The sequence below is a fragment of the Erwinia phyllosphaerae genome, assembly GCF_019132875.1.
Lineage (GTDB): Bacteria > Pseudomonadota > Gammaproteobacteria > Enterobacterales > Enterobacteriaceae > Erwinia > Erwinia phyllosphaerae.
In genome coordinates, this window is sequence record NZ_JAHSPF010000004.1 from 276006 (window position 1) to 299906 (window position 23901).

A 23901-nucleotide genomic window follows, 5' to 3' on the forward strand; every position below is an offset into this window, starting at 1 on the left:
ATCGAAAAAGTTAACTGATAGCTTTAGAAAAAACAGGAGGAAATGATGACTTTTGATAAACACGATCTGAGCAATTTTGTCGGTAAACACCTGGTTTATACCTATGACAACGGCTGGAATTACGAAATTTATGTGAAGAACGAGCAGACGCTGGATTATCGTATTCACAGCGGGCTGGTGGGCAATCGGTGGGTAAAAGATCAGCGGGCTTATATCGTTCGACTGGGTAAAGATATCTATAAAATTTCCTGGACCGAGCCGACCGGCACCGACGTTAGCCTTGCCGTTAACCTGGGCGATCGCCTGTTCCATGGCACCATCTTCTTCCCGCGCTGGGTAATCGATACCCCGCAGAAAACCGTCTGCTATCAGAATGACCATATTGCCGAGATGGAAAGCTATCGCGCCGCCGGCCCGGCTTATCCGACCGAGGTGATCGACGAATTTGCCACTATCACTTTTGTCCGCGACTGCGGCCGGGATAACGAGAGCGTCATTGCCTGCGCGGCAAGCGAGCTGCCGGACAACTTTCCTGATAATCTGAAATAAATCAGAGAGAGACGGATAAGCGCGAGGGGGTGTTGTGGAAACAAAGGACGAAGTCAGGCCGGAACTGGAATTCAGCTTTTCGGTGAAGGTGGTGGTGGAACAGCCGATTGTGGTCGAAAACAGTCGCGAAAGCGGCAAGCGACAGCTAATCCCCATCAACCAGGGCGTGGTCAGCGGCAGGCTGACGGGGGAAGTGATGCCCGGCGGTATCGACAGCCAGATTATCGAGCCGGATGGACTGTGTCGCCTGTCGGCTCGCTATGCGCTGCAAACCGATCAGGGCAAGGTCTATATAGAAAACAACGGTATTCGTCGCGTTCCGGAAGCCTTCAGGAAAGATCTGTTTGGCGAAAATATGCGTTTTTTCGATGCGATTGCGCCTCAGGAGCTCTATTTCCGCACCGTCCCGCAGTTTGAAATTTATGATGCGCGCCTGAACTGGCTAAAAGAGTCAATCTTTATCAGCACCGGCCAGCGCACGCAGCACGGCGTGACCCTTAATTTCTATCGCGTGACCTGAAATCCGGCCAGCCTACGCTGGCCGTTCCTGGCTGTAGCTGGCGATGATTTCTCCCGCCACCGCCACCGCAATTTCCGCAGGCAGTTTGCCTTTTACATCCGGCAGGCCAATCGGGCAACGCATGGTTGCCAGCTGCTGCGGGCTAAAGCCTTTGCCCGCCAGCCGATAGTCAAAGCGCTGTCGCTTGGTCTGCGAGCCGATAACGCCGAAGTAGTGATAGTCACCGCGCTTGAGAATCGCCTCGCACAGCGCCAGGTCGCGCGGATGATGATGGGTCATCACCACGTAGTAGCTCTGTGGCGGCATCAGCTTGACCTGGTCGCAGGGATCTTCCTGACAGCAAAGCGTGACGCCAGCCGGGACGCTGGAAAACTGCTCCTGGCGCTCGTCTACCCAAAAAACGTGACAGGGTAACGTTGCCAGCAGATTGACCAGCGCCTGCCCCACGTGGCCCGCGCCAAACACCGCAATTTGTGGCTGCGCCTGGATTAGCGGCTCAAACAGGACGGTGGTCATGCCGCCGCAGCACTGCCCCAGACGCGCCCCCAGATTAAAATGCTCGCTGCGCGGCTCGCAGCTATGGGTTTTCAGCATCTCACGCGCAATGGCAATGCACTGATATTCCAGATGGCCGCCGCCGATGGTGAGAAAGCTTTTTTCCTCCGTCACCACCATTTTGCTGCCGCGATCGCGTGGTACCGAGCCTTTTTCTTCCAGCACGGTGAGCAGCACGCAAGGCTGGCGCTTTTCTCTCAGAGCTGCCAGCACCGTAATCCAGTCGTCAGGACTCATACGCTTTCCCTCAACTTCTCCACGCCCCAGAACACTCTTTCCGGCGTGGCTGGCGCGTCGAGCAGCGGATGCTGCTGATAGTCTTTGACGCTGGCAACCGCATCCTGTAGCGCGCACCACGCGGAAATCCCTAACATAAACGGCGGCTCGCCAACGGCTTTTGAGTGAAACACCGTTTCTTTGGGATTTTTACGGTTTTCCACCAGCGTGACGCGCAGGTCCGCCGGTACGTCGCCAATCGCCGGGATTTTGTAGCTGGCGGGGCCATCGGTCATCAGGCGGCCCTGCGCGTTCCACACCAGCTCTTCGCAGGTCAGCCAGCCAACGCCCTGCACAAAACCGCCTTCCACCTGGCCGATATCAATGGCCGGGTTCAGCGATGCGCCAACATCGTGCAAGATATCGGCGCGCAGCAGGCGATACTCGCCGGTTAAGGTATCAATGATGACTTCTGAACAGGCCGCGCCAAAAGCGTAGTAATAAAACGGCGTGCCGCGCCCCGCTTCGCGATCGTAATGGATACCCGGCACTTTGTAATAACCGGTGGCCGACAGCGGGACCTGGTTAAGCCACGCCATTTGCGCCACGTCCGGAAAGGTGAAGTGCTTTTCGGCAACTTTAACGATGCCGTTGCTGAAGCTGACCTGCTCCGCCGGACAGTTGTGCAGGCGACAAAGCATTTCCGTTAGCCTGTCGCGCAGGATCTGCGCCGCGTTTTGCGCTGCCTTGCCGTTTAAATCGGCACCGCTTGAAGCCGCGGTCGGCGAGGTATTCGGCACTTTTCCGGTATCGGTAGCGGTGATCTGAATCTGATCCACGTCGATTTGCAGCACTTCCGCGACTACCTGAGCGACTTTGGTATTCAGCCCCTGGCCCATCTCCGTGCCGCCGTGATTGAGCTGCACGGTGCCGTCGGTATAAATCAGGATCAGCGCACCCGCCTGGTTAAGAAAGCTGGAAGTAAAAGAGATGCCGAATTTCACCGGCGTCAGCGCCAGGCCACGCTTCAGGAACGGGCTGCTGCGGTTAAAAGCAGTAATCGCTTCGCGCCGCGCCGCATAATCCGCGCTCGCTTCCAGCTGTGCGGTCATTTCATCCAGCAGATTTCCCTCAACCTGCTGATGATAATGCGTAACGTTGCGGGTTTCTTTACCGTAGTAGTTGCGTTTGCGCACCTCCAGCGGGTCGAGGTTCAGCTCGCGCGCGATGTGATCCATGATCTGCTCAATCGCCACCATTCCCTGCGGCCCACCAAAGCCACGATAGGCCGTATTAGATGCCGTGTTAGTACGGCAGCGATAGCCGACGATCAGCGCATCGCCCAGGTAGTAGGCGTTGTCGGCATGAAACATGGCTCGATCGACAATAGAACCAGAGAGATCCAGCGAGTAGCCGCAGTTTCCAGCCAGCTCGATTTTTACGCCGCTGAAACGCCCTTCTTTATCAACGCCCACGTCATAACGGATATAAAAAGGATGTCGCTTACCGGTAATCCGCATATCGTCACGGCGAGCCAGACGCATTTTTACCGGTCTGCCCGTCTGCTGCGCCGCGACCGCACATAAACAGGCTACGCCAGCCGCCTGCGTCTCTTTGCCGCCAAAGCCGCCGCCCATGCGCCGCATATCAATGGTGACTTTGTTCATGGTGAGACCCATCACCGAGGCCACCAGCTTCTGCACCTCCGTCGGGTTTTGCGTAGAAGAAAAGACCTGTAGCGAACGATCCTCACCGGGCACCACCAGCGCGATTTGCGTTTCCAGATAAAAGTGTTCCTGGCCGCCAATATGAAACTCGCCCTGCAGACGGCGATCGGCACGGGCCAGCGCGGCCTGAACGTCTCCGCGCTGGTGAACGTGGGGCTGCTGCACAAAATGCTCTTTTTCCAGCGCCTCTTTGACGTCCAGCATTGGCGTCAGCAGTTCATATTCAATTACCGCCAGCTCTGCCGCCTGCCGCGCGGCCTGCGGCGTTTCAGCCGCGACGGCCAGAATCACCTGTCCGGCATACTCAACGAGATCCTTTGCCATGAGCGGATCGCCCGGCTCGAGCGGGCCAATATCGCCTTCTCCCGGCACGCTTTGCCAGGTCAGTACGCTAACCACGCCGGGAACGCTGTAGCAAGGCTGCGTATCAATACTGATAATGCGGGCGTGCGCATGTTCGCTGAGCCGTGGACAAAGGTGCAGCATGCCCGGCAGCTCAAGCCTGTCATCAATGTAGAGCGCCTCGCCGGAAACATGTTTTGCCGCGCTTTCGTGCTTGTTGCTTTTGCCAACGCCGCTTTGAATGCCTTCGGCGTATTGCCTGGCGATCACCTCTTCCGCGACTACAGGACGATTACTGGACATAGGTTGCTACCTCCAACAGCGTGGATTTATCGGCAAGCGAAACGTAATAGCGGCGCAGCAAATTTTTGGCAACCTGCATGCGGTAGCCTGCGCTGGCGCGAAAATCGCTCAGCGGCGTAAAGTCCTGTTCCAGCGCGCGGCAGGCCAGCTCCAGTGAGGTGGTGGTCAGGGGCTGGCCAACCAGCTGCTGTTCACATCTGGTCGCTCTTTTAGGAATTGCCGCCATGCCGCCAAAAGCAATACGCGCCCTGGTAACGATGCCGTCGCTGTCCCGTTCCAGCATGAAAGCAGCAAAAATGGCCGAAATATCATCTTCCAGCCGTTTGGAAACTTTCCATGCCTGAAAATGTTGTGACGCTGTCACCTCAGGAATCACGATAGCGCGGATAAATTCGCCGGGCAGCAGCGCCGTTTTACGGTAGCCCAGGAAAAAGCTTTGCAGCGGCAGGCGACGAATCTTACTGCCCGACTGCAGCTCAAGCGCAGCATCTAACGCCAGCAGCATCGGCGGCGTATCACCGATTGGCGAACCATTAGCAATATTGCCGCCCAGCGTGCCGCGATAGCGAATCTGTAAAGAAGCGAAGCGCTCCAGCATCTCCGCAAAGGCAGGAATATGGCGTTGCAGAATCTGATAGCAATGGTGGAGCGAAGCGCCCGCGCCCAGCGTTATCTCTTTATCACCAATGTGGCACGCTTTCAGTTCCGTTATCTGCTCCAGGGAAATAACCAGCGGCAGCGACTTGTAGTGCTGCGTAACCTGAAGCGCCAGATCGGTGCCGCCCGCCAGCAGCTTCGCCTGCGGATGTTCAGCCAGTAACGTTGCCAGCTGTTCAGACGTTTTTGGTAACAGGCAGCGCTTACCGTTGAGCGCTATCTCCTGTACTTCTTGATTTTGCAGCGCGTTTAAACGCTGAACCGTTTGCGCTTCATTTTGCGTAAAAGCATCCTGCTGCGGCTGCCGACAAGCCTGACGTGCCGCATCAACAATTGGCCGATAGCCTGTGCAGCGGCAGAGATTGCCCGCCAGCGCCTGCTCCGCCGTTTTTTGCTGCCAGCCATCACTGTTCTTTTGCAGCGTAAACAGCGACATAACAAAACCTGGCGTACAAAACCCGCACTGCGAAGCGTGGCAATCAACCATCGCCTGCTGTACGCCGTGCAGTTCACCGTTCTGCGGCAAATCTTCTACCGTAATCAACTGCTTGCCCTGCAGGCTGCTGACAAAGGTGATGCAGCTGTTGGCGGTTTCATAGACCATCTTCCCGTCCTCAACACGTCCCAGCGTCACGGTGCAGGCCCCGCAATCGCCGGAGGCGCAGCCCTCTTTCGTGCCGCAGCGCCGTTTGTTCTGGCGCAAATAGTTCAGTACGGTAGTGTCGGGATCGAGCGAGGTTTCGCTAATCAACGTCTGGTTAAGCAAAAACTGAATCATGCGCTTTCTCCTCGTTATGCTGTTGCCAGACGCATTTGCCGTTTACCCAGGTGCTGGCGATATTGCGATCGTCGCCCAGCGTCATTAATACAAAAAGCTTTTCCCAGATGTCACGGCTGTTGGCGCAGCGCATTTTTTGCAGTGCGGAAACTGCGGGATCGAGCACCACAAAATCGGCCTCTTTACCCGGATTGAAATTGCCGATCTGCTGATGCAGATCCAACGCCTGCGCGCCGCCCAGCGTGGCGTGATAAAAAGCTTCGCTGGCCGCCATTTTATAGTGCTGGAGCTGGCCGACCTTGTATGCCTCGCCCAGGGTTTGCAGCATGTTAAAAGTTGTTCCGGCCCCCACATCTGTTCCTATGCCCGTCTTCACGTTTTTTTCCCAACAGTGGTTTAATTTGAACAGCCCGCTGCCTAAAAACAGATTGGAGGTCGGGCAAAACGCTACGGAAGAGTCGGTATCGTGCAGGCAGTCCCACTCCTCTTCTTCCAGATGAATGCAGTGGGCAAACAGGCTGCGCCGTCCGGTCAGCTGATAATGGTGATAAACATCCAGATAGCCGCTGCGCTCCGGGAAAAGCGCTTTTACCCAGGCGACCTCCTGCGGGTTCTCGCTCAGATGGGTATGCAGCCATGTATCGGGATACTCTTTTTTGAGCTGCTGAACCTTTTGCAGCAGCTCGGGAGAAGACGTTGGCGCAAAACGCGGCGTCAGCGCATAGCTGAGGCGGCCACGGTTATGCCAGCGTTCAATCAGCTCACGCGTTTGCTGATAGCTCTGTTCCGGCGTTTCGGTGAGATAATCCGGCGCGTGCCTGTCCATCATCACCTTGCCGGCAATCAGCCGCATGCCCAGACCCTCTGCCGCGCTGAATAAGGCATCTACGGACTGGGGATGCACCGTTCCAAATACCAGCGCGGTTGTGGTGCCGTTGCTCAACAGCTGATGTAAAAAGAAGGCGGACATCTTTGCCGCATGCAGCGGGCAGTGATACTGACTTTCAACCGGGAAAGTATATTGCTGCAGCCATTCGAGCAGCTGTTCGCCGTAAGCGCCTATCATTTCCGTTTGCGGGTAGTGAATGTGACAATCAACAAAGCCCGGAACGATAAGCTTACCGCGATAGTCGACTACCGCCGTTTCATCGCCCAGCTGGTGACGTCCCTCTTCCCAGGCCTGTAGCGAAACAATTTTTCCTTCGTTCAGCAGCAGTAATCCGTCTTCAATATAGCGAGCCCGTTCAGCCAGCTGCTGCGGATCGCTAACCGTCGCGGTAATATCAAAAAAGCTGCCGCGCACGGCACGGGTAAAGGTGGGTAACATAGCGCTTCCTTTTATCGACGGACGGCTGACAATTCATTATAGAAATAAATAGCAATTGTTATGCCAGGTCGGGAACATATAAATATTGCTTTATTTTCAATGAATTAAATAAAGAGCGCGCAAATACATTTTCATAAAGAGTCGCAATCGTATGCGCAAACGATTGCAAATATTAGCAACCGTTTGCCTGCCATTTTTCAGCGTCTTTTTTACTTTTTACTTCCTGCCAGTCATTTCTGCCTGCACCCTTTTCAGGCAACCTTGCCGCAGGACGCGCCAACATTGTGCAGATTAAGTTATTAATCAGAATTAATCCGACTTATCAGCACGGCACCGAGATGTTATGGTGGTTTAAACCCAAAAAGCGTTGAGGAACAGTGAGATGATTGTATTTGTTACTGGAGCCACTGCCGGTTTCGGCGAAAGCATTACCCGTCGTTTTATTGCTGAAGGCCATAAGGTAATCGCTACCGGTCGCCGTGAAGAGCGTCTGAAAAAGCTGAAAGAAGAGCTGGGCGCTAACCTTTATACGTTGCAGCTTGACGTGCGCAACCGCGCCGCCATTGAAGAAGCGCTGGCGCAGCTGCCGACGGAATGGCGCAATATCGACGTGCTGGTTAACAATGCGGGACTGGCGTTAGGTATTGAACCGGCGCATAAAGCCAGCGTGGATGACTGGGATGCGATGATCGATACCAATAATAAAGGCCTGGTCTATATGACTCGCGCCGTACTGCCCGCCATGGTGGAACGCAATGTCGGCCATATTATTAACCTGGGTTCCATTGCCGGTCTGTGGCCTTATCAGGGCGGCAACGTCTATGGTGCTACCAAGGCTTTTGTACGCCAGTTCAGCCTGAACCTGCGCACGGATCTGCACGGCACGGCACTGCGCGTGACCGATATCGAGCCGGGCCTGGTAGGCGGAACAGAATTTTCTAACGTTCGTTTTAAAGGCGATGATGCTAAAGCAGACAGCGTATATGACGGCACCGAGCCGTTAACCGCCGAAGACGTTACCGAAGCGGTCTGGTGGGTTGCTACGCTGCCGAAACACGTAAACATCAATACGCTGGAGATGATGCCGGTTGCCCAGACGGTAGCCGGACTGAAAGTGCACAAGGCGTAAGACTACGCTTTTTTGCAGGTTACAAGCTGATGGTGAAGGGTTACCATCAGCTTTAAATTCCAGAATGTTGTAGTTAGCTGTTTTAATGCTGCCCCGCTCCAGCCGCTGCCTGCGTCACCTCTAAATTTTTTTAAAATCAATACTTGCTTAAGTGATATAAGAACATATCAATGTGAGAATTTTGGGAACTGTGCGCCTGATGTCCAGGGCAGGATAGTTAATTTATTGATTTCAGGTAACAATTCATGCGAAAGCTTTTTATTCAGTTTTATCTGCTGCTGTTCGTTTGCTTTCTGGTGATGGCGATGCTGGTTGGGCTGGTCTATAAATTCACCGCCGAACGCGCTGGTCGTGAGTCAATGGATGACCTGATGAAAAGCTCGCTTTATTTAATGCGCAGCGAACTACGTGAAATTCCTCCGCGCGACTGGGATAAGACCATCGATAACCTGGATCTTAATCTCTCTTTTAAGCTGCATATAGAGCCGATGAGCAAGTATCAGCTCGACCCTGCCACTATGCGCCGTTTACGCGCTGGTGGTATTGTCGCGCTGGACGACGAATACACCTTTTTACAGCATATTCCGCGCAGTCACTATGTGCTGGCCGTCGGGCCTATCCCCTACCTCTTTTTTCTGCATGAAATGCGCATTCTGGATATCGTGCTGCTGGCTTTTATCGGTATATCGCTGGCGCTGCCGGTGTTTATCTGGATGCGGCCCCACTGGAAAGAGATGCTGCGGCTGGAGTCGGCCGCGCAGCGTTTTGGTCAGGGGCATCTGGACGAGCGTATTCACTTTGACAGCGCCTCCAGCCTGTTTCGGCTTGGCGTTGCCTTTAACCAGATGGCCGATAACATCAATACGCTGGTCGTCAGCAAAAAACAGCTGATTGACGGCATCGCGCACGAGCTGAGAACGCCGCTGGTGCGTCTGCGCTACCGGCTGGAGATGAGCGACAACCTTACCGACAGCGAAGCCGCCGCGCTGAACCGGGACATTGGTCAGCTGGAGTCGCTGATTGAAGAGCTACTGACCTATGCCCGCCTGGACAGGCCGAAAGTCGACCTGAACCTGCAGTCGCTGGATCTGGCCGCGTGGCTGAGCGAAAGGCTGGATGATATCCGCTCGGTGCATCCTGACTTTACCGTCGAGCTGGATACGCCACAGCGGCAAAACATGGGCGTGGCGGATACCCGGCTGATGGAGCGCGTGCTGGATAATCTGGTGAATAATGCGCTGCGCTATGCCGACCGGCGCCTGCGTGTTGGACTCTGGTTTGATGGCAATACGGCCTGTCTGCAGGTTGAAGACGACGGCCCCGGCATTCCGCAAGCCGAGCGCGAGCGCGTATTTGAGCCTTTTGTCCGTCTGGATCCCAGCCGCGATCGCGCAACCGGCGGCTGCGGGCTTGGGCTGGCAATTGTTCATTCCGTGGCGCAGGCCTTTGGCGGCTATGTACTGATTGATACCAGCCCGCTGGGCGGCGCCAGCGTTCGCTTTTGCTGGCCGGTTGATTTACCCTTATCTTCTCCCCGCGCTGCCTGACGGCGCCACGACAACGTAAAGGATCACTATGTCATCCGCTTATGCAGATTTGACCCGCACATTTACCCGGCTTTCCCGCTTTAGCCATCTTTCCGCGATTACCGGCTGGGATATGATGACCATGATGCCGCCAGGCGGCAGCAGTGCACGCGGCGCGGCGCTGGCCGAGCTGAGCGTACTTAAACATGAAATTCTGACCGATAAAAAAGTGGCGCAGTGGCTGGAAGCGGCCGCCAGTGAGAATCTGAATGATGTTGAGCAGGCAAACCTGCTGGAGATGCGCCGTGCTTATCAGCAGGCCGCGCTGCTCCCGGCTTCGCTGGTCGAAGAGAAATCCATCGTCGGTTCCCGCTGCGAACACGCCTGGCGGGAGCAGCGCCCGGCCAATGACTGGCAGGGTTTTGCCGCTAATCTGAAAGAAGTAGTCAGGCTGAGCCGCCAGGAAGCGGAGCTACGTGCGCAGGCGAACGGCTGCTCGCGTTATGATGCGTTACTGGATCTCTACGAGCCGGGAATGACCAGCGCTAAGCTGGATGCCACGTTTGGCGAGCTGAAAGAGTGGCTGCCTTCGCTGCTGAACCGCATTGTTGAAAAGCAGGCCAGACAGCCTGTTGACGTGCCTGTTGGACCTTTTGCCATTGAGTCGCAAAAGCAGCTGGGCCAGACGCTGATGAAGCTGCTGAACTTCGATTTTAACGCCGGTCGTCTGGACGTCAGCGCGCATCCTTTCTGCGGCGGCGTGCCGGAAGATGTTCGTATTACCACGCGTTACAATGCCAACGAATTTATCAGCGCGATGATGGGCGTCATCCATGAAACCGGTCACGCCTGCTACGAGCAAAACCTGCCAAAGCAGTGGGCTGGTCAACCCGTCGCGCTGGCCCGCTCAACGGCCATTCACGAGTCGCAAAGCCTGTTTTTTGAAAAACAGCTGGGTCGCAGCCGGGAGTTCCTGAGCCTGCTGCTGCCGCAGGTAAAAACGTTGATGGGCGACCAGCCCGCGCTGGAAGAGGCGAACTTTATCGCGCTCAACCAGCGCGTTAAGCCAGGCCTGATCCGCGTTGATGCGGATGAGGTAAGCTATCCGGCGCATATTATCTTACGTTATGAGATTGAACGCGCGCTGATCGAAGACGACATCGAAGTGGACGACATCCCGGCGCTGTGGCAGGAAAAAATGCAGGCATTGCTGGGGCTGGATACCAGCGGCAATTACCGCGACGGCTGCATGCAGGATATCCACTGGACCGACGGTGCCTTTGGTTATTTTCCTACCTATACGCTGGGCGCAATGTACGCGGCGCAACTTTTTCAGAGCGTGAAAAAGGCGCTGCCGCAGGTTCAGAGCGAGCTGCGTGAAGGCAATTTGCAGCCGATCTTCGACTGGCTACAGCAGAATATCTGGCAGCACGGTAGCCGCTTCAGCACAAGCCAACTTATTGAAAACGCTACGGGTGAGGCACTTAATCCGGCCTTTTTCCGTCAGCATTTAGAAAGCCGCTACCTGGCCGACTGATCCCGTCCCGTCAGGCCCGCTCCGTTATGTAGCGGGCCTTTGTACAATCGGTAACACGCCGATACCAATCACTCACGGAAAGCCGTGCGCCCTTCCCTTATAGTCTCTTCACCGGCCCCGCAGTGGGCTGACAATGAAAATAAACTTTGAGGGTTTTGCAATGAAAAAATTATTCGCTCTGGTTGTAGCCGCTGCTATGGGTATCTCTTCAGTTGCTTTCGCTGCTGAAACCACCGCCGCGCCAGCCACTACTGCACCAGCTGCTACTACTACCGCTGCGCCAGCTCATGCTGCCAAGCATCACAAAGCACATAAAAAAGCGGCTCAGAAAGCGCAGGCTGCCAAAAAGCACAAAAAAGCAGCTAAAAAACCTGTAGCGCAGAAAGCTCAGGCTGCTAAAAAAGTACACCACAAGAAAGCCGCTGCACAGAAAGCTCAGGCTGCTAAAAAAGTACACCACAAGAAAGCCGCTGCACAGAAAGCTCAGGCTGCTAAAAAAGTGCACCACAAAAAAGCCGCTGCACAGAAAGCTCAGGCTGCTAAAAAAGTGCACCACAAGAAAGCCGTAGCGCAGAAAGCTCAGGCAGCTAAAAAAGTGCACCACAAAAAACCTGCTGCACAGAAAGCACAGGCTGCTAAAAAACTGCACCACAAAAAAGCCGCTAAGAAAGCTGCTAAATAAGAGTTTAAACGGGCCTTCACCTTAGTCTGTTAACACAAACACCCGGTACGTCCGGGTGTTTCTTTTCTGGAGTATCGAATGATGGTGCGGCGCTATTTATTCGAAATTATCCTGGGTTTTATGATCATCTGTGGCCTGATCGCCTTCAGTTTTTACCTGTAACTGGCGCAGTCTGAACTTCCCTTTTAGCACTATCCGTCTATAGTTACTGGGTTATTACCCCCTGCACCGTCCTTAAAATCCTCCACTCAGAGAGAGATATGCGCCTGAAAGCTGTTTTTTTAATAGGATGTTTAGCTTTTTCATTTTGTAGCCACGCTGATGATGATGCTGAAAGCGCCCGGGACGTCACCACGCTATTTTTTGGCAAGGACGATCGCCAGCCGGTAACCGAAACAGCAAGCCAGCCGTGGGAAGCCATTGGCCAGCTGGAAACCGCCAGCGGCAATCTGTGCAGCGCCACGCTGATTTCTCCCCATCTGGCCCTGACCGCCGGACACTGTCTGCTGGCACCGCCCGGCAAGATCGATAAGGTCATTGCGATACGCTTTATTGCCCATAACGGCAACTGGCGCTATGAAATTCACGATGTAGAAACGCGAGTCGATCCCGCTTTAGGCAAAAAACTCAAGGCTGACGGCGACGGCTGGATCGTGCCTTCTTCTGCCGCGCCTTATGACTACGGCCTGGTTATTCTGCATAACCCTCCTTCCGGCATTACGCCCGTACCGCTGTTTGACGGCAGCCGCAGCGAATTAACCGCCGCGCTGAAAACGCAGCAGCGTCGCGTGACCCAGGCCGGCTATCCCGAGGATCACCTGGATACGCTTTACTCACACACTAACTGCCTGATCACGGGATGGGCGCAGAAAAACGTCTTGTCGCACCAGTGTGATACATTGCCAGGCGACAGCGGTTCACCGCTGCTGTTAAAAAGCGATAACGGCTGGCAGCTGATTGGCGTGCAGAGTTCAGCGCCGGCGGCAAAAGATCGCTATGAAGCCGACAATCGGGCGATTGCCGTTACCGCCTTTCGCGATAATCTGGAAGCGCTGGCGCAATGATGATCGGTAAATGTTTTTACGGCACAGCTTAAGCTTGTCGGCACACTATCGTACTCCAGCCAGGCAGTTGCTAACTGGAGTACGAATCAGCTCCCTTTTTTATATCACACCATCCATTTTTATCTGAAATAATAAACAGAGAAAATCGGCAATCCTCTCCTGGCTGTACATCATCTTAATTAAGAGAATTAAATTTATTTTAAATTTTATTTCCACTCTTTCACCAGATATAGTAAACAAACCAGAATCACCATTACTTTTCTCATAACCTACACGGTATAAGGTGAATTAAGCAATTATCACCACATCTTGCTTATGGCATTTTCACAGCAGCGCCAAACCAATGTATGATTATAAAAATTTCGACTTGAACAAATATTTAAAAGAGAGGGAATTTTGTTTAAACCATTCCAAAACAGCACGCATTCCCAGCCTTTTAAGTGGGACGGGAATATAACATTAAATGCTCCTGTTAACCAGGTGCAATTCTTCGAATCTTTTGAGCGCCGTCTTAAAAAGACTATTTTTGAAAGTAGCTTCAACTATTCATCCGGCGAAATCAACGAAGCGATGAAATGTGATTTAAACAGAATAAATTATTTTATAAATGGACAGCCTGTATGTGTGCCTTACAGTAAAGAATTAAGCTTAGAGAAATTTATTTTGACCGCGCAGCAACTCAATGCTGGCTGGCTGGATGAACATCTCCCTTTACTTTCTACAATCCTGCATCAAGGCCTGATGGTTGATATTTTAGACTCAATAAATTATTGGGAAACTGCCAGCAGAGAAAAATTATCGTTAAAAATGGTATCGACTGACTCTAAAAACAATACATTATCTATTTATATTAACACTTCTGGGGAGATAAAATTTATTGCAGCCGGTAAAATTAATAATATCATTACTGAAGATTTCAAAGTTTTGTGTGTAGATCGATACAAAAGTGAAATTGAAATGCAAATAACCTTCTTGTTAATTAGAGGACAGAAAGGCAGTGGTATGTTTATAAGTAGACGTAACCCAGCAGACCACGCTCAGTTACGTCTTTATAATCTGAAGCCCGTTTGATACTCCGACCAAATTCGCGAATGAACTTAAAAAGAAGCCCCGTTCATTCTCCTGATTAAAGTATGCAAAAATTACGCTGCATACTTTAATCCTGTTTTTACAACCATTGTAAGTATCAATGTGTATTAAGATAAGCTAATCCACAATCTCATCCATCGCCTGCTGAATACGTTTTTCCGATACCGGATAAGGCGTGCCCAGCTGCTGGGCAAAATAGCTGACGCGAAGCTCTTCAAGCATCCAGCGAACCTCCTGCACATCTGCATCATCACGGCGTACCGGCGGCAGCTTGTTATACCAGCTTTGCCAGGCCTGCTGAATTTTCTCTACTTTTACCATCCTGGCACGATCGCTGTGCGGATCGACCGGTAATTTCTCCAGTCGTCGCTCAATCGCCTGCAGATAGCGCAGCGTATCGGCAAGCTTGTGCCAGCCGTTGCCGGTGACAAAACCGCGATAGACCAGACCGTTCATCTGCGCTTTAATGTCGGAAAGCGCCAGCGCCATCGTCATATCCACGCGCCCTTTCAGCCGCTTGTTGATGTTAAATACGGCCGTCAGGATCTGCTCCACTTTTTTTGCAATGTCTACCACGGTTTCATTCAGTTCCGCGCGAACTTTTTCATGCAGCTGCTGGAAACCCTCTTCCTGCCAGGTTGGGCCGCCAAATTCCGCTATCAGCTTATCTACGCCGCAGGCGATGCAGTCATCGATTAAATCCAGCACCTTGCCGTAAGGGTTAAAATAGAGTCCCAGCTTGGCTTTATTCGGCAGTTTTTCATGCAGGTATTTAATTGGCGAAGGAATATTCAGCAGCAGCAGCCTGCGCAGGCCGCGCCACATCGCTTTTTTCTGTTCGTGTTCGGAATCAAACAGTCGAATCGCTACGCTCTCTTTTTCATCTACCAGCGCAGGCCAGGCCTTCACGCTATAGCTACCGCGCTTCTGCTCAAAATGATCCGGCAGATTGCCAAAGCTCCAGATATGCAGACCGCTTTGCTCCAGGCCATCATCGGCCACCAGCGACAGCGTTTCCTGCACTTTGGCTTTCAGCTGCTCTTTCAGGGCGTTAAGGTCGCGTCCTTCGGCCAGCTTGCGGTTATGTTCATCCACTACGCGGAAGGTCATTTTAAGATGATCGGGCACCTGATCCCACTGCCAGGCTTCACGCTCGATGGTCACGCCGCTCATGCGACGAAACTCGCGCTCCAGCGATTCTACCAGCGGCAGCTCCAGCGGCACGGCGCGCGCCAGGAAAGCCTCGGCATAGTTGGGCGCCGGAACAAAGTTACGGCGTAACGGCTTAGGCAAGGATTTGATTAACGCGATAATCAGCTCGCGGCGCACGCCAGGGATTTGCCATTCAAAACCTTTTTCTTCGACCTGATTAAGCAAAGGCAAGGGAATATGTACCGTAACGCCATCCGCATCCGTACCCGGCTCAAACTGGTAGCTGAGCTTCAGCTTGAGGTTGTTTTGCTGCCAGAAGTTGGGATAGTCCAGCTTGCTGACGTTTTCCGCGCCCTGGCGAATCAGCATCTCTTTAGCAAAGTTCAGCAGCTCTGGCTGTTCGCGGCTGGCCTTTTTCCACCAGCTATCGAAATGCCGCGCGGAGACGACCTCGTGCGGGATACGCTCGTCGTAGAAGGTAAACAGCGTTTCGTCATCGACCAGAATATCGCGACGGCGCGACTTGTGCTCCAGCTCTTCGACTTCTTCACGCAGTTTGAGGTTAGCGCGGAAGAAAGCATGACGCGTCTGCCAGTCGCCTTCAACCAGCGCATGACGAATAAAAAGCTCACGCGATAGTGCAGGATCAATCGAACCATAGTTGACCTTACGCGCCGCCACGATCGGCAAGCCGTACAGCGTCACTTTTTCACTGGCCATCACCGCGCCCTGGCCTTTTTCCCAGTGCGGTTCGCTGTAGCTGCGCTTGATTAAATGCTGCGCCAGCGGCTCGATCCAGTCAGGTTCAATGCGTGCTGCGATGCGGCCCCACAGGCGGCTGGTTTCGACCAGTTCGGCAACAATGGTCCATTTCGGCGGCTTTTTAAACAGGCCGGAGCCAGGGAAAATAGAAAACCTGGCGTTGCGCGCGCCGGTATATTCCTGTTTATCGGCATCTTTCTGGCCAATATGCGACAGTAAACCGGTCAGCAGCGCGGTGTGCACGCCTCTGAAATCTGCCGGTTCGCTGTTTAGTGGAATCCCCAGCTCGCGCACGACCTGACGAAGCTGAGTGTAAATATCCTGCCACTCACGTACGCGCAGGTAGTTGAGATAGTCGGTTTTGCACAGGCGGCGGAACTGGCTGGACGACAGCGCCTTTTGCTGCTCCTGCAAATAGTCCCACAGGTTTACAAAAGAGAGGAAGTCCGACTCTTTATCGGCAAAGCGCCGGTGTTTTTCGTCGGAAGCCTGCTGCTTTTCTACCGGACGTTCGCGCGGATCCTGAATAGAGAGCGCCGCCGTGATAATCATGACCTCACGCGTACAGGCGTACTTCTGCGCTTCCAGCACCATTTTCGCCAGGCGTGGATCGACCGGCAGCTGAGCAAGCGAGCGGCCAGAAGGCGTTAACTTATAGTGCTCATTATCCAGCGTAATCGCGCCCAGCTCTTCCAGCAGCCTGACGCCATCCTGAATATTGCGCTTGTCCGGCGCTTCGACAAAAGGAAAAGCGCCAATATCGCCAAGCCCCAGCGCGGTCATCTGCAAAATAACCGAGGCCAGATTGGTACGCAGAATTTCCGGATCGGTAAACTCCGGACGGCTCAGAAAATCTTCTTCTGAATAAAGGCGAATACAGATCCCTTCGGATACGCGTCCGCAGCGTCCTTTACGCTGGTTTGCCGATGCCTGAGAAACCGGTTCAATCGGCAGGCGCTGTACCTTGGTGCGGAAGCTATAGCGGCTGATACGCGCCGTGCCCGGATCGATAACGTATTTGATGCCGGGTACGGTCAGCGACGTCTCCGCCACGTTAGTGGCAAGCACGATACGTCTGCCGCTATACGACTGAAATACGCGGTTTTGCTCGGCGTTGGAAAGACGTGCGTACAGCGGCAGGATTTCCGTGTGCGGCAGATCGCGACGATTTAGCGCGTCGGCCGTGTCGCGGATTTCCCTTTCGCCGCTCATGAAGATCAGGATATCGCCACGGCTCTCCTGCCCCAATTCATCCACCGCATCAAAAATTGCCTGTAGCTGATCGCGCTCCGTATCGTCCGCGTCTTCCACAATCGGCCGATAACGCACTTCAACCGGATAAGTACGGCCAGACACTTCAATAACCGGCGCGTTGTGGAAATGACGCGAAAAGCGCTGCGGATCGATGGTGGCGGAAGTAATGACTACTTTCAGGTCCGGACGGCGCGGCAGCAGCTCCCGCAGGTAGCCCAGTAGAAAGTCGATATTCAGACTGCGCTCGTGCGCTTCATCGATAATGATGGTGTCATACTGCATCAGCAGGCGATCCTGCTGAATTTCCGCCAGCAGAATACCGTCGGTCATTAGCTTGACCTGCGTGGTTTCGCTGACCTGATCGTTAAAACGCACCTTGTAGCCAATGCAGCCGCCGAGCGTGGTTTCCAGCTCATCAGCAATACGGTCAGCAACCGTTCTCGCTGCCAGGCGGCGCGGCTGCGTATGCCCTATCAGCCCGGTAATGCCTCGGCCCAGCTCCATGCAGATTTTAGGGAGCTGCGTGGTTTTCCCCGAGCCGGTTTCGCCCGCAACAATCACGACCTGGTGATCGCGGATAGCGTCGGCTATTTCCTGTTTTTTCTGGCTGACCGGCAGGTTTTCCGGATAGCGGATGGTCGGTACGGCCGCGCGGCGTCGGGCAACACGCTGCTCGGCAACGGTAATCTCGTTGTCCAGCTCTTGCGCAATAGCCTGCTGGGCTGCGGGATTTTTGACTTTTTTCGCGCCGTGCAGACGTTTTTGCAGCCGCTGGCGATCTCTGAGCATCAGCGTATTGAGGCGCGGAATGAGCGTCGTCAGGGGCGAATGGGGTATATCAGACATAAAGAAGCTCGCTAATCGCCAGCAGGCTGGCAGAAAAAATAAAGTTATGTTAAAAATTTTGCGTATTGTAGCACAGACAAACACTTAGCTCTGATGACATCACGATAAGCTTGTTCAGTAAATTCGAACACGGGCTTCAGAATATTGCACTATCTCTGCGGCGGGTTTACCCATAGAGTGTAAATCATTGAGCGGAAACGTCCCCGCATAACATACAGGAAATTATCATGAGCAAAGTTCTAGTACTGAAATCCAGTATCCTTGCCGGTTACTCGCAGTCAAACCAGCTGGCCGATCACTTTGTAGAAGAGTGGAAAGCAGCGCACGGCAGCGACGAAATCATTGTTCGCGACCTGGCAGCAAATCCTGTTCCAGTGCTGGACGGCGAGCTGGTTGGCGCACTGCGTCCTTCAGACGCTACGCTTACGCCACGTCAGCAGGAAGCGCTGGCGCTGTCCGACGAGCTGATTGCTGAAATTCAGTCTGTCGATACCGTTGTTATTACGGCACCGATGTACAATTTCAATATCCCAACCCAGTTAAAAAACTATTTTGACCTGGTTGCCCGCGCTGGCGTCACGTTCCGCTACAGCGAAAAAGGCCCGGAAGGTTTGATCACCGGTAAGAAAGTAGTAGTGATTTCCAGCCGTGGCGGCATCCATAAAGATACCCCAAGCGACCTGCTGACTCCTTACCTGAAGCTGTTCCTGGACTTCCTGGGCATGAGCGACGTGCAGTTTGTCTTTGCTGAAGGCATCGCCTACGGTCCGGAAGTCGCTACCAAAGCAACCGACGATGCTAAAGCCGCGCTGAAGCAGCTGGTTGCGGCTTAACGGCCACGCAAGCATATAATGATTTCTCGGCCCGCGTCTTTACTGACGCGGGCCGTTTTTTTAGCCCGCCGGTATCTAAACAGCATTAATGACCCGCCGCATCCTGATTATCTTTCAGCAGTGTCTGCACATTCTTATCCGCCGTAATCTTAATCTCGTGCTCAATTTTAACGTTCATATCAATGGTAATCGGCTCTTTTGGCGCAACCACTTCAATACGCGGTACGCAGCCGCTGAGCAGCAGCACGCCAGCCAGCATCGGCAGACCTGTTTTCATTCTTTTTTTCCTTGCGTTGGCAGAGCGTCGTTTTGCTCAATCCAGGATTGCAAATTATCGCCAAAGCGCAAGCTGCGCCAGAGCTGAAAGAGATTTTCCTGCTGGGTATAGTTCAGCGATACGCGCTGGTTTCTGTTGCTGAAGCGGCTGAGGCCGTTGACCTGAGCTTGTAAAACCATCTCGCCATTACTGGCAATATTCAGCGTTCCCCAGCTGCGTGATATTTCCATATAGCGTAACCAGGACATTGCCGCACCCGTGGCCACGTTGCCTTTTGCCAGCGCATCGGCAAAATCTTTATCCAGCCGCAGCGTCAGCGGCCCGCTGTTGGCTATCCAGCCCTCTTTGACCAGCCAGGGCGAGTTTTCCAGCCACAGCGGCAGTGCGCCGTTAACCGAGCCCGACAGCGCAATTTTTTTAGGCTGGATCGCGGTAACCAGCTTGCTCATATTGATATTGCGCAGCCGTAGCGTAGCCGCTTCCGTTTGCGGCATCTGTAAGCTAACCAGGCTTATTTCACCGCCCAGAACCGCTACGCCGACGTTGCTTAACCGCAATGGCTGCGTCCGGCTCCACGGGTAGTAGCCCTGTAAATCAGCCCGAAGATCTTCCAGTAAAAACTGATTCTTTATCTGCTTAACGCGCAGTAAAACCGGCCCTTTCGCTCCAAAATACCACTGGCTTTCTTTCAGCCGGAACGGCAGTGAAAAATCGATGCCGCTGATATCGTTATCCGGCATCCGGACGCTGCCGTCGCTGACCACCCAGTTGCCTCCGGCGCTAAGCCCTTGCCCGCTGGCAACAGAAAAAGCCACCTGCGCTCTCAGCGTGCCGCCGCGAATTTTTATCTCCAGCTTATCGCTCAGCAGTGACTGAAAGACATCCAGCGGCTGCGAAGGCCACCAGAGCTGTCCGCGTAACCGTTGCCCATCCCAGCGGCCGCGCACCGTTATCGGTCCGACAGGATTTGCCGCCAGGCTCCCTTTCAACTGAAAAGCGGCGGGATCGCTGCCCGTGATGGCGAGCGCTAAGGCGGCGGGCGGCAGATAACCACCGCCTCTGAAATCAGTGCGTTGGGTATTAAGGTTAAATTCGCCGCTAAAAGAAGGATGGTCTTTATCGCGCAGCCAGCGAACCGGCGCGGTAAGCAGCAGCCTCGGCGTATGGACGTTAATGTTGCCGTAATTAATCTGGTTAAAGCCGGTCGATAATGAAGTCAGCTCCAGCAGTCTGTCGCGCCAGAATCCCTGGCCTTTAGCATCCCACTTTGCCGCCAGCGGCTTCATCACGCCGTTGCCCCAGTAGCGCCACCGCCATTCCCCCTTATCCGGCCAGAACCGGGTGGCGCGGCCGTCAAGATGCAGACGAAACTGCCCCATCTGTGGATTGTGGGCGGATAAAATGGCCTGTAGCCGCCCGTTGATACCTTCTGAAGATAAGGTCAGCCCGGAAAGCGGCCAGCGCGCCTCGTCCACTTCCAGCGTGGAAAGCAGGCGGCCACGCATCCGCAGCAGTGCGCCCGGTTCCAGCCGCAAAACAGGATCCAGCACCGCTCCCTGTAGCTCACCCGGAATAGCCGCGAAAAAGAGCAGCTGCTGTAGCTTGCTTTCACCCGTCAGGCGAAACGGCAGCCGGCTGTTGGCGGCATCCAGATGACCTGGCCCGACCGACAGCACGACGTTACCTTTGCCGCCGCGCCCCTGGGTCAGCACGTTCAGGCGGCCCGTGACGGTTGTTGCCGCCATACCCTGCTGCCAGTTATCAAGGGTTAGCGTAACCCCGCCCGCTAAGGGTTGTGCAGCATAAGGCCAGCGCCAGCGGCCATTACTGAAAGTGATGCGCTGCGGCGTAACCTGCCAGGGCAAACTCACTAAGGGTTCTGCATCCTGCGGTTTAATAGTCAATGTACCGCCGTTTTGTTGCCAGCTCAGGCTGGCCTGAAGCGGCTCCGGGATAGTTTGTAACCGTAAGCCTGCGCTCAATGTCCCGCTATCCGGTAGACCGTCGGGAATTTTCGGCAGCACCAGCTGGCCCGTGACGGTGACCGGCTGCGTAAAGCTTGCCGCGTTAAAAGTGAGGGACTGAATAGCCAGCTGTTGCCCACGAAGCGTACCTTGCAGAGCGATGCTTTCGCCCTGATACGCTATCGTCTGCTGCCGGGAATCGAGATCCAACCGCAGAGAACCGGACCATTGCTGCCAGGGCGTGACGATAAGCTGCGCAATGCTGACCCGCGCTTTCGGCAACATGGCCTGCCATTCTGCCAGCGAGCGCGGCGCGGCGGGCTGCTTGCTGCTGGCGGGAAACTGGCTAAAGCAGGCGCTGTCTATCTGTACCCGCTTTGCCGCCAGTGCCCAGCGTCCGGCCTGACGTCCCAGGCTTAGCTCTTTCACCGTGGCCAGCTCGCAGTCACCCAGCCGGTAGCGAATACCGGGCAGATAGAGCGAACCCGCCTGCCAGCGAGGATTGCCATCCAGCCTGATGGTCGTGGCGGCGGGTAGCCAGAATCCGGCAAGGCGCGGCAGCCACCAGCTCAGCGTCAACAGCGTGGAGCCGAGCAAAACCACAGCGGTAGCCGTCACAATAAGGAAAAGCTTCCAGCCTCGGGTCATATCCTCGGTGCGTTCCTTCGATAAATAAGCGTGAATGATGGCACGCAAAACGCACCGCGAAAAGATTTTAGCCTTAAAACTTCTGTCACGAAGGAAATATCACGGGGATAAACTGTTAGCTCACCTTCCGGGACTAATCCTTGTTATGCTTAGGTTATCTGAAAGTCACGGGAGAGACGGTATGAAGCTTGCGGTATACAGTACAAAACAGTACGACCGAAAGTACCTTGAACAGGTTAATGAAGGCTATGGCTATGAGCTGGAATTTTTCGACTTTTTGCTGACGGAACGCACGGCGAAGACGGCGGCCGGTTGCGACGGCGTTTGCATTTTCGTTAATGATGACGGCAGTCGCGAAGTGCTAAAAGAGCTGGCGGAGCTGGGCATTAAATTTATCGCGCTGCGCTGTGCAGGCTTTAATAACGTCGATCTGGAGACGGCGAAAGAGCTGGGGATCAAAGTGGTTCGCGTACCGGCCTACTCTCCCGAAGCCGTAGCCGAACACGCCGTTGGCCTGATGATGACGCTGAATCGCCGTATCCATCGTGCTTATCAGCGAACCCGCGACGCCAATTTTTCGCTGGAAGGGCTAATCGGCTTTAATATGCATGGCCGTACGGCCGGGATTATCGGCACCGGTAAAATTGGTCTTGCCACGCTGCGGATCCTCAAAGGCTTTGGCATGCGGCTGCTCGCCTTCGATCCTTACCCTAACCCGCAGGTTCTGGAGCTGGGCGCCAGCTACGTTGATATTAAAACCTTGTTCAGAGAATCTGACGTTATTTCGCTGCATTGCCCGTTAACGCCTGAAAATCACCACTTGCTAAACATGGCCGCCTTCCAGCAGATGAAAGATGGCGTGATGATTATTAATACCAGCCGTGGCGGACTGATTGATTCACAGGCGGCCATTGATGCGTTAAAAATGCAGAAAATTGGCTCGCTGGGCATGGACGTTTATGAAAACGAACGCGACCTGTTTTTTGAAGATAAATCTAACGACGTTATTCAGGACGATATTTTCCGTCGCCTTTCCGCCTGCCACAACGTGTTGTTTACCGGTCATCAGGCTTTTCTGACGGCGGAGGCGTTAACCAGCATCGCCGAGACAACATTACAAAACCTCAGTCAGCTTGCAAAGGGTGAGCCCTGCGCCAACGAGCTTACTGGTTAGCCGATACAGCTGCCGACGCCCGACGCCCTAACCGACTAGCGGATACAGCTGCCGACGGCCGACGCGCTAACCGGCTAGCGGATACAGCTGCCGCTGGCCAGCGCGCTTTCGCCACAGCGACGGCCGTTGGCCAACTGGCACATGCCGACAGAACTGCCATCCAGCTGGCGTGAAAACGCTAGCGTCCCTCCGGCCCCTGAACAGGCGCTGGCCGCCAAATCAGACATCTCTACTTTAGGTTGAACGTGGGCGCTGGTGGCCTGTTGCGGCGGTTCGTTGTCGGTATTGCTGCTGCAGCCAGCCAGCAGTGTACAACCCACAAACAGAAAGGTCGCTGCTCTCATCAGGAAACTCCGGGACAGGTAATAGGGCGTGGGTCAGCATAAGCTACGTTCAGGCCAGGGTCGAGTGCCGTCACGAATATTTACCAAAATTAAAACGATAAATAGCAATAGCCGCTGGTCTTATTTTGTTACTTCTTCACTTTCCTGCCTGATACTATTACGGCGTCACTTCAGTAATGCTCTGACTTACCTGAGAATAACCTGCCTGAATGTGACGGCGTCACTAATTTTAAACAGCACATATTTCCCCTGCTTTTTATCGGCGCAGGCGATAAAGTCTTATCATTAATGGCAACATAAATCGAAGGAGAAAGGAATGAGCGACAATATTCGCATCGTGGCAAAATTTACCGCCAGAGCAGGCAAAGCAGACGAACTGAAAAAAGTGCTTAACGCAGGCGTAAAGCCAGCTCGCGCGGAAGAAGGCTGTGTGCATTACGATCTGTACCGCAGCGTAGAGGACGGCAACGTGTTTTTATTCCATGAAACCTGGAAAGATGCAGCCGCCGTCGCAATTCACGGCGAGCAGCCGCATTTTAAAACGCTGATGGCAGAAGCCGAGCCGTTGCTGGCGCAGCCGCCGGAAGTGCATAAATTCTAAAAAACCGAGGCCGCGGACAAAGCATTTCAGGTTTACCCGCGGCCT

20 protein-coding genes are annotated in these 23901 nt (G+C 54.0%); 12 read left to right on the plus strand and 8 right to left on the minus strand.

Annotation, left to right across the window (positions count from 1 at the left end):
• The first annotated feature begins 42 nt into the window (after nucleotides 1-42).
• Together KUE00_RS09555 and KUE00_RS09560 are read left to right on the plus strand one after the other, a co-directional pair.
• On the plus strand, nucleotides 43-549 hold the full coding sequence (locus KUE00_RS09555) for a phenolic acid decarboxylase (RefSeq protein ID WP_246759584.1): 507 nt from the start codon (nucleotides 43-45) through the stop codon (nucleotides 547-549).
• 34 nt (nucleotides 550-583) lie between these two features.
• Nucleotides 584-1069, plus strand: a complete 486-nt coding sequence (locus tag KUE00_RS09560) for a DUF3237 family protein (RefSeq protein WP_246759585.1) — start codon at nucleotides 584-586, stop codon at nucleotides 1067-1069.
• Between the two features lie 12 nt (nucleotides 1070-1081).
• Here KUE00_RS09560 and xdhC read toward each other — a convergent pair whose 3' ends face one another.
• From xdhC to guaD, 4 genes are read right to left on the minus strand one after another with little or no spacing between them, the layout of a single operon-like run.
• Nucleotides 1082-1861 (minus strand): xanthine dehydrogenase accessory protein XdhC, encoded by a 780-nt coding sequence (gene xdhC, locus KUE00_RS09565; RefSeq protein ID WP_246759586.1) that lies wholly within the window; start codon nucleotides 1859-1861, stop codon nucleotides 1082-1084.
• Nucleotides 1858-4212, minus strand: coding sequence for a xanthine dehydrogenase molybdopterin binding subunit (gene xdhB / locus KUE00_RS09570; RefSeq protein ID WP_246759587.1), 2355 nt, complete (start codon nucleotides 4210-4212; stop codon nucleotides 1858-1860). Before xdhB ends, xdhC begins: the two co-directional genes overlap by 4 nt.
• Complete coding sequence (xdhA, locus tag KUE00_RS09575) at nucleotides 4202-5647, minus strand: xanthine dehydrogenase small subunit (protein ID WP_246759588.1); 1446 nt, start codon at nucleotides 5645-5647, stop codon at nucleotides 4202-4204. The genes xdhB and xdhA overlap by 11 nt, the downstream gene beginning before the upstream one ends.
• Nucleotides 5628-6974, minus strand: a complete 1347-nt coding sequence (gene guaD / locus KUE00_RS09580) for a guanine deaminase (RefSeq protein ID WP_246759589.1) — start codon at nucleotides 6972-6974, stop codon at nucleotides 5628-5630. Before guaD ends, xdhA begins: the two co-directional genes overlap by 20 nt.
• Before the next feature lie 382 nt (nucleotides 6975-7356).
• On the opposite strand from guaD, the gene ydfG reads away from it, so the two are divergent.
• The 7 genes from ydfG (at nucleotide 7357) to KUE00_RS09610 (ending at nucleotide 13983) form a co-directional block, all read left to right on the plus strand.
• Entirely contained in the window at nucleotides 7357-8103 is a 747-nt protein-coding gene (gene ydfG, locus KUE00_RS09585; protein WP_246759590.1) for a bifunctional NADP-dependent 3-hydroxy acid dehydrogenase/3-hydroxypropionate dehydrogenase YdfG, read from the plus strand.
• Nucleotides 8104-8348: 245 nt separating this feature from the next.
• Nucleotides 8349-9650 (plus strand): two-component system sensor histidine kinase RstB, encoded by a 1302-nt coding sequence (rstB, locus tag KUE00_RS09590; protein ID WP_246759591.1) that lies wholly within the window; start codon nucleotides 8349-8351, stop codon nucleotides 9648-9650.
• 28 nt (nucleotides 9651-9678) lie between these two features.
• Nucleotides 9679-11166: a carboxypeptidase M32 gene (locus KUE00_RS09595; protein WP_246759593.1), complete on the plus strand. Its 1488-nt coding sequence runs from the start codon at nucleotides 9679-9681 to the stop codon at nucleotides 11164-11166.
• 160 nt (nucleotides 11167-11326) lie between these two features.
• The gene (gene asr / locus KUE00_RS09600) at nucleotides 11327-11848 is read left to right on the plus strand and encodes an acid resistance repetitive basic protein Asr (protein ID WP_246759754.1); all 522 of its coding nucleotides are present in this window, start codon (nucleotides 11327-11329) and stop codon (nucleotides 11846-11848) included.
• An 81-nt stretch (nucleotides 11849-11929) separates the two neighbouring features.
• On the plus strand, nucleotides 11930-12010 hold the full coding sequence (gene ydgU, locus KUE00_RS22050; RefSeq protein ID WP_484840044.1) for a small membrane protein YdgU: 81 nt from the start codon (nucleotides 11930-11932) through the stop codon (nucleotides 12008-12010).
• A gap of 98 nt (nucleotides 12011-12108) precedes the next feature.
• Nucleotides 12109-12912: a trypsin-like serine peptidase gene (locus KUE00_RS09605; protein ID WP_246759595.1), complete on the plus strand. Its 804-nt coding sequence runs from the start codon at nucleotides 12109-12111 to the stop codon at nucleotides 12910-12912.
• A 396-nt stretch (nucleotides 12913-13308) separates the two neighbouring features.
• On the plus strand, nucleotides 13309-13983 hold the full coding sequence (locus tag KUE00_RS09610; protein WP_246759596.1) for a hypothetical protein: 675 nt from the start codon (nucleotides 13309-13311) through the stop codon (nucleotides 13981-13983).
• A gap of 135 nt (nucleotides 13984-14118) precedes the next feature.
• On the opposite strand, the gene hrpA is transcribed toward KUE00_RS09610, so the two are convergent.
• Complete coding sequence (gene hrpA / locus KUE00_RS09615; RefSeq protein WP_246759597.1) at nucleotides 14119-18015, minus strand: ATP-dependent RNA helicase HrpA; 3897 nt, start codon at nucleotides 18013-18015, stop codon at nucleotides 14119-14121.
• Nucleotides 18016-18242: 227 nt separating this feature from the next.
• On the opposite strand from hrpA, the gene KUE00_RS09620 reads away from it, so the two are divergent.
• Nucleotides 18243-18848, plus strand: coding sequence for an FMN-dependent NADH-azoreductase (locus KUE00_RS09620; protein ID WP_246759598.1), 606 nt, complete (start codon nucleotides 18243-18245; stop codon nucleotides 18846-18848).
• 85 nt (nucleotides 18849-18933) lie between these two features.
• Here the strand turns inward: KUE00_RS09620 and KUE00_RS09625 are convergent, their stop codons facing one another.
• Entirely contained in the window at nucleotides 18934-19125 is a 192-nt protein-coding gene (locus KUE00_RS09625) for a YnbE family lipoprotein (protein WP_246759599.1), read from the minus strand.
• Nucleotides 19122-21737 (minus strand): YdbH family protein, encoded by a 2616-nt coding sequence (locus KUE00_RS09630; protein ID WP_246759600.1) that lies wholly within the window; start codon nucleotides 21735-21737, stop codon nucleotides 19122-19124. The genes KUE00_RS09625 and KUE00_RS09630 overlap by 4 nt, the downstream gene beginning before the upstream one ends.
• 181 nt (nucleotides 21738-21918) lie before the next feature.
• Here KUE00_RS09630 and KUE00_RS09635 point away from each other — a divergent pair, with 181 nt between their 5' ends.
• On the plus strand, nucleotides 21919-22911 hold the full coding sequence (locus tag KUE00_RS09635; RefSeq protein ID WP_246759601.1) for a 2-hydroxyacid dehydrogenase: 993 nt from the start codon (nucleotides 21919-21921) through the stop codon (nucleotides 22909-22911).
• 74 nt (nucleotides 22912-22985) lie between these two features.
• Here KUE00_RS09635 and KUE00_RS09640 read toward each other — a convergent pair whose 3' ends face one another.
• Entirely contained in the window at nucleotides 22986-23255 is a 270-nt protein-coding gene (locus KUE00_RS09640) for a putative hemolysin (RefSeq protein ID WP_246759602.1), read from the minus strand.
• Nucleotides 23256-23571: 316 nt separating this feature from the next.
• Between KUE00_RS09640 and KUE00_RS09645 the strand changes: the two genes are divergently transcribed.
• Nucleotides 23572-23856, plus strand: coding sequence for a putative quinol monooxygenase (locus tag KUE00_RS09645; protein WP_246759603.1), 285 nt, complete (start codon nucleotides 23572-23574; stop codon nucleotides 23854-23856).
• Nucleotides 23857-23901: the final 45 nt, after the last annotated feature.

Coding starts and splice junctions, on each gene's coding strand:
- ydgU (WP_484840044.1), top strand. CDS start 11,930: ATGGTGCGGCGCTATTTATTCGAAATTATCCTGGGTTTTATGATCATC.
- KUE00_RS09635 (WP_246759601.1), top strand. CDS start 21,919: ATGAAGCTTGCGGTATACAGTACAAAACAGTACGACCGAAAGTACCTT.
- guaD (WP_246759589.1), bottom strand. CDS start 6,974: ATGTTACCCACCTTTACCCGTGCCGTGCGCGGCAGCTTTTTTGATATT.
- rstB (WP_246759591.1), top strand. CDS start 8,349: ATGCGAAAGCTTTTTATTCAGTTTTATCTGCTGCTGTTCGTTTGCTTT.
- ydfG (WP_246759590.1), top strand. CDS start 7,357: ATGATTGTATTTGTTACTGGAGCCACTGCCGGTTTCGGCGAAAGCATT.
- asr (WP_246759754.1), top strand. CDS start 11,327: ATGAAAAAATTATTCGCTCTGGTTGTAGCCGCTGCTATGGGTATCTCT.
- xdhC (WP_246759586.1), bottom strand. CDS start 1,861: ATGAGTCCTGACGACTGGATTACGGTGCTGGCAGCTCTGAGAGAAAAG.
- KUE00_RS09620 (WP_246759598.1), top strand. CDS start 18,243: ATGAGCAAAGTTCTAGTACTGAAATCCAGTATCCTTGCCGGTTACTCG.
- KUE00_RS09630 (WP_246759600.1), bottom strand. CDS start 21,737: ATGACCCGAGGCTGGAAGCTTTTCCTTATTGTGACGGCTACCGCTGTG.
- KUE00_RS09555 (WP_246759584.1), top strand. CDS start 43: ATGATGACTTTTGATAAACACGATCTGAGCAATTTTGTCGGTAAACAC.
- xdhB (WP_246759587.1), bottom strand. CDS start 4,212: ATGTCCAGTAATCGTCCTGTAGTCGCGGAAGAGGTGATCGCCAGGCAA.
- xdhA (WP_246759588.1), bottom strand. CDS start 5,647: ATGATTCAGTTTTTGCTTAACCAGACGTTGATTAGCGAAACCTCGCTC.
- KUE00_RS09605 (WP_246759595.1), top strand. CDS start 12,109: ATGCGCCTGAAAGCTGTTTTTTTAATAGGATGTTTAGCTTTTTCATTT.
- KUE00_RS09595 (WP_246759593.1), top strand. CDS start 9,679: ATGTCATCCGCTTATGCAGATTTGACCCGCACATTTACCCGGCTTTCC.
- KUE00_RS09640 (WP_246759602.1), bottom strand. CDS start 23,255: ATGAGAGCAGCGACCTTTCTGTTTGTGGGTTGTACACTGCTGGCTGGC.
- KUE00_RS09645 (WP_246759603.1), top strand. CDS start 23,572: ATGAGCGACAATATTCGCATCGTGGCAAAATTTACCGCCAGAGCAGGC.
- hrpA (WP_246759597.1), bottom strand. CDS start 18,015: ATGTCTGATATACCCCATTCGCCCCTGACGACGCTCATTCCGCGCCTC.
- KUE00_RS09625 (WP_246759599.1), bottom strand. CDS start 19,125: ATGAAAACAGGTCTGCCGATGCTGGCTGGCGTGCTGCTGCTCAGCGGC.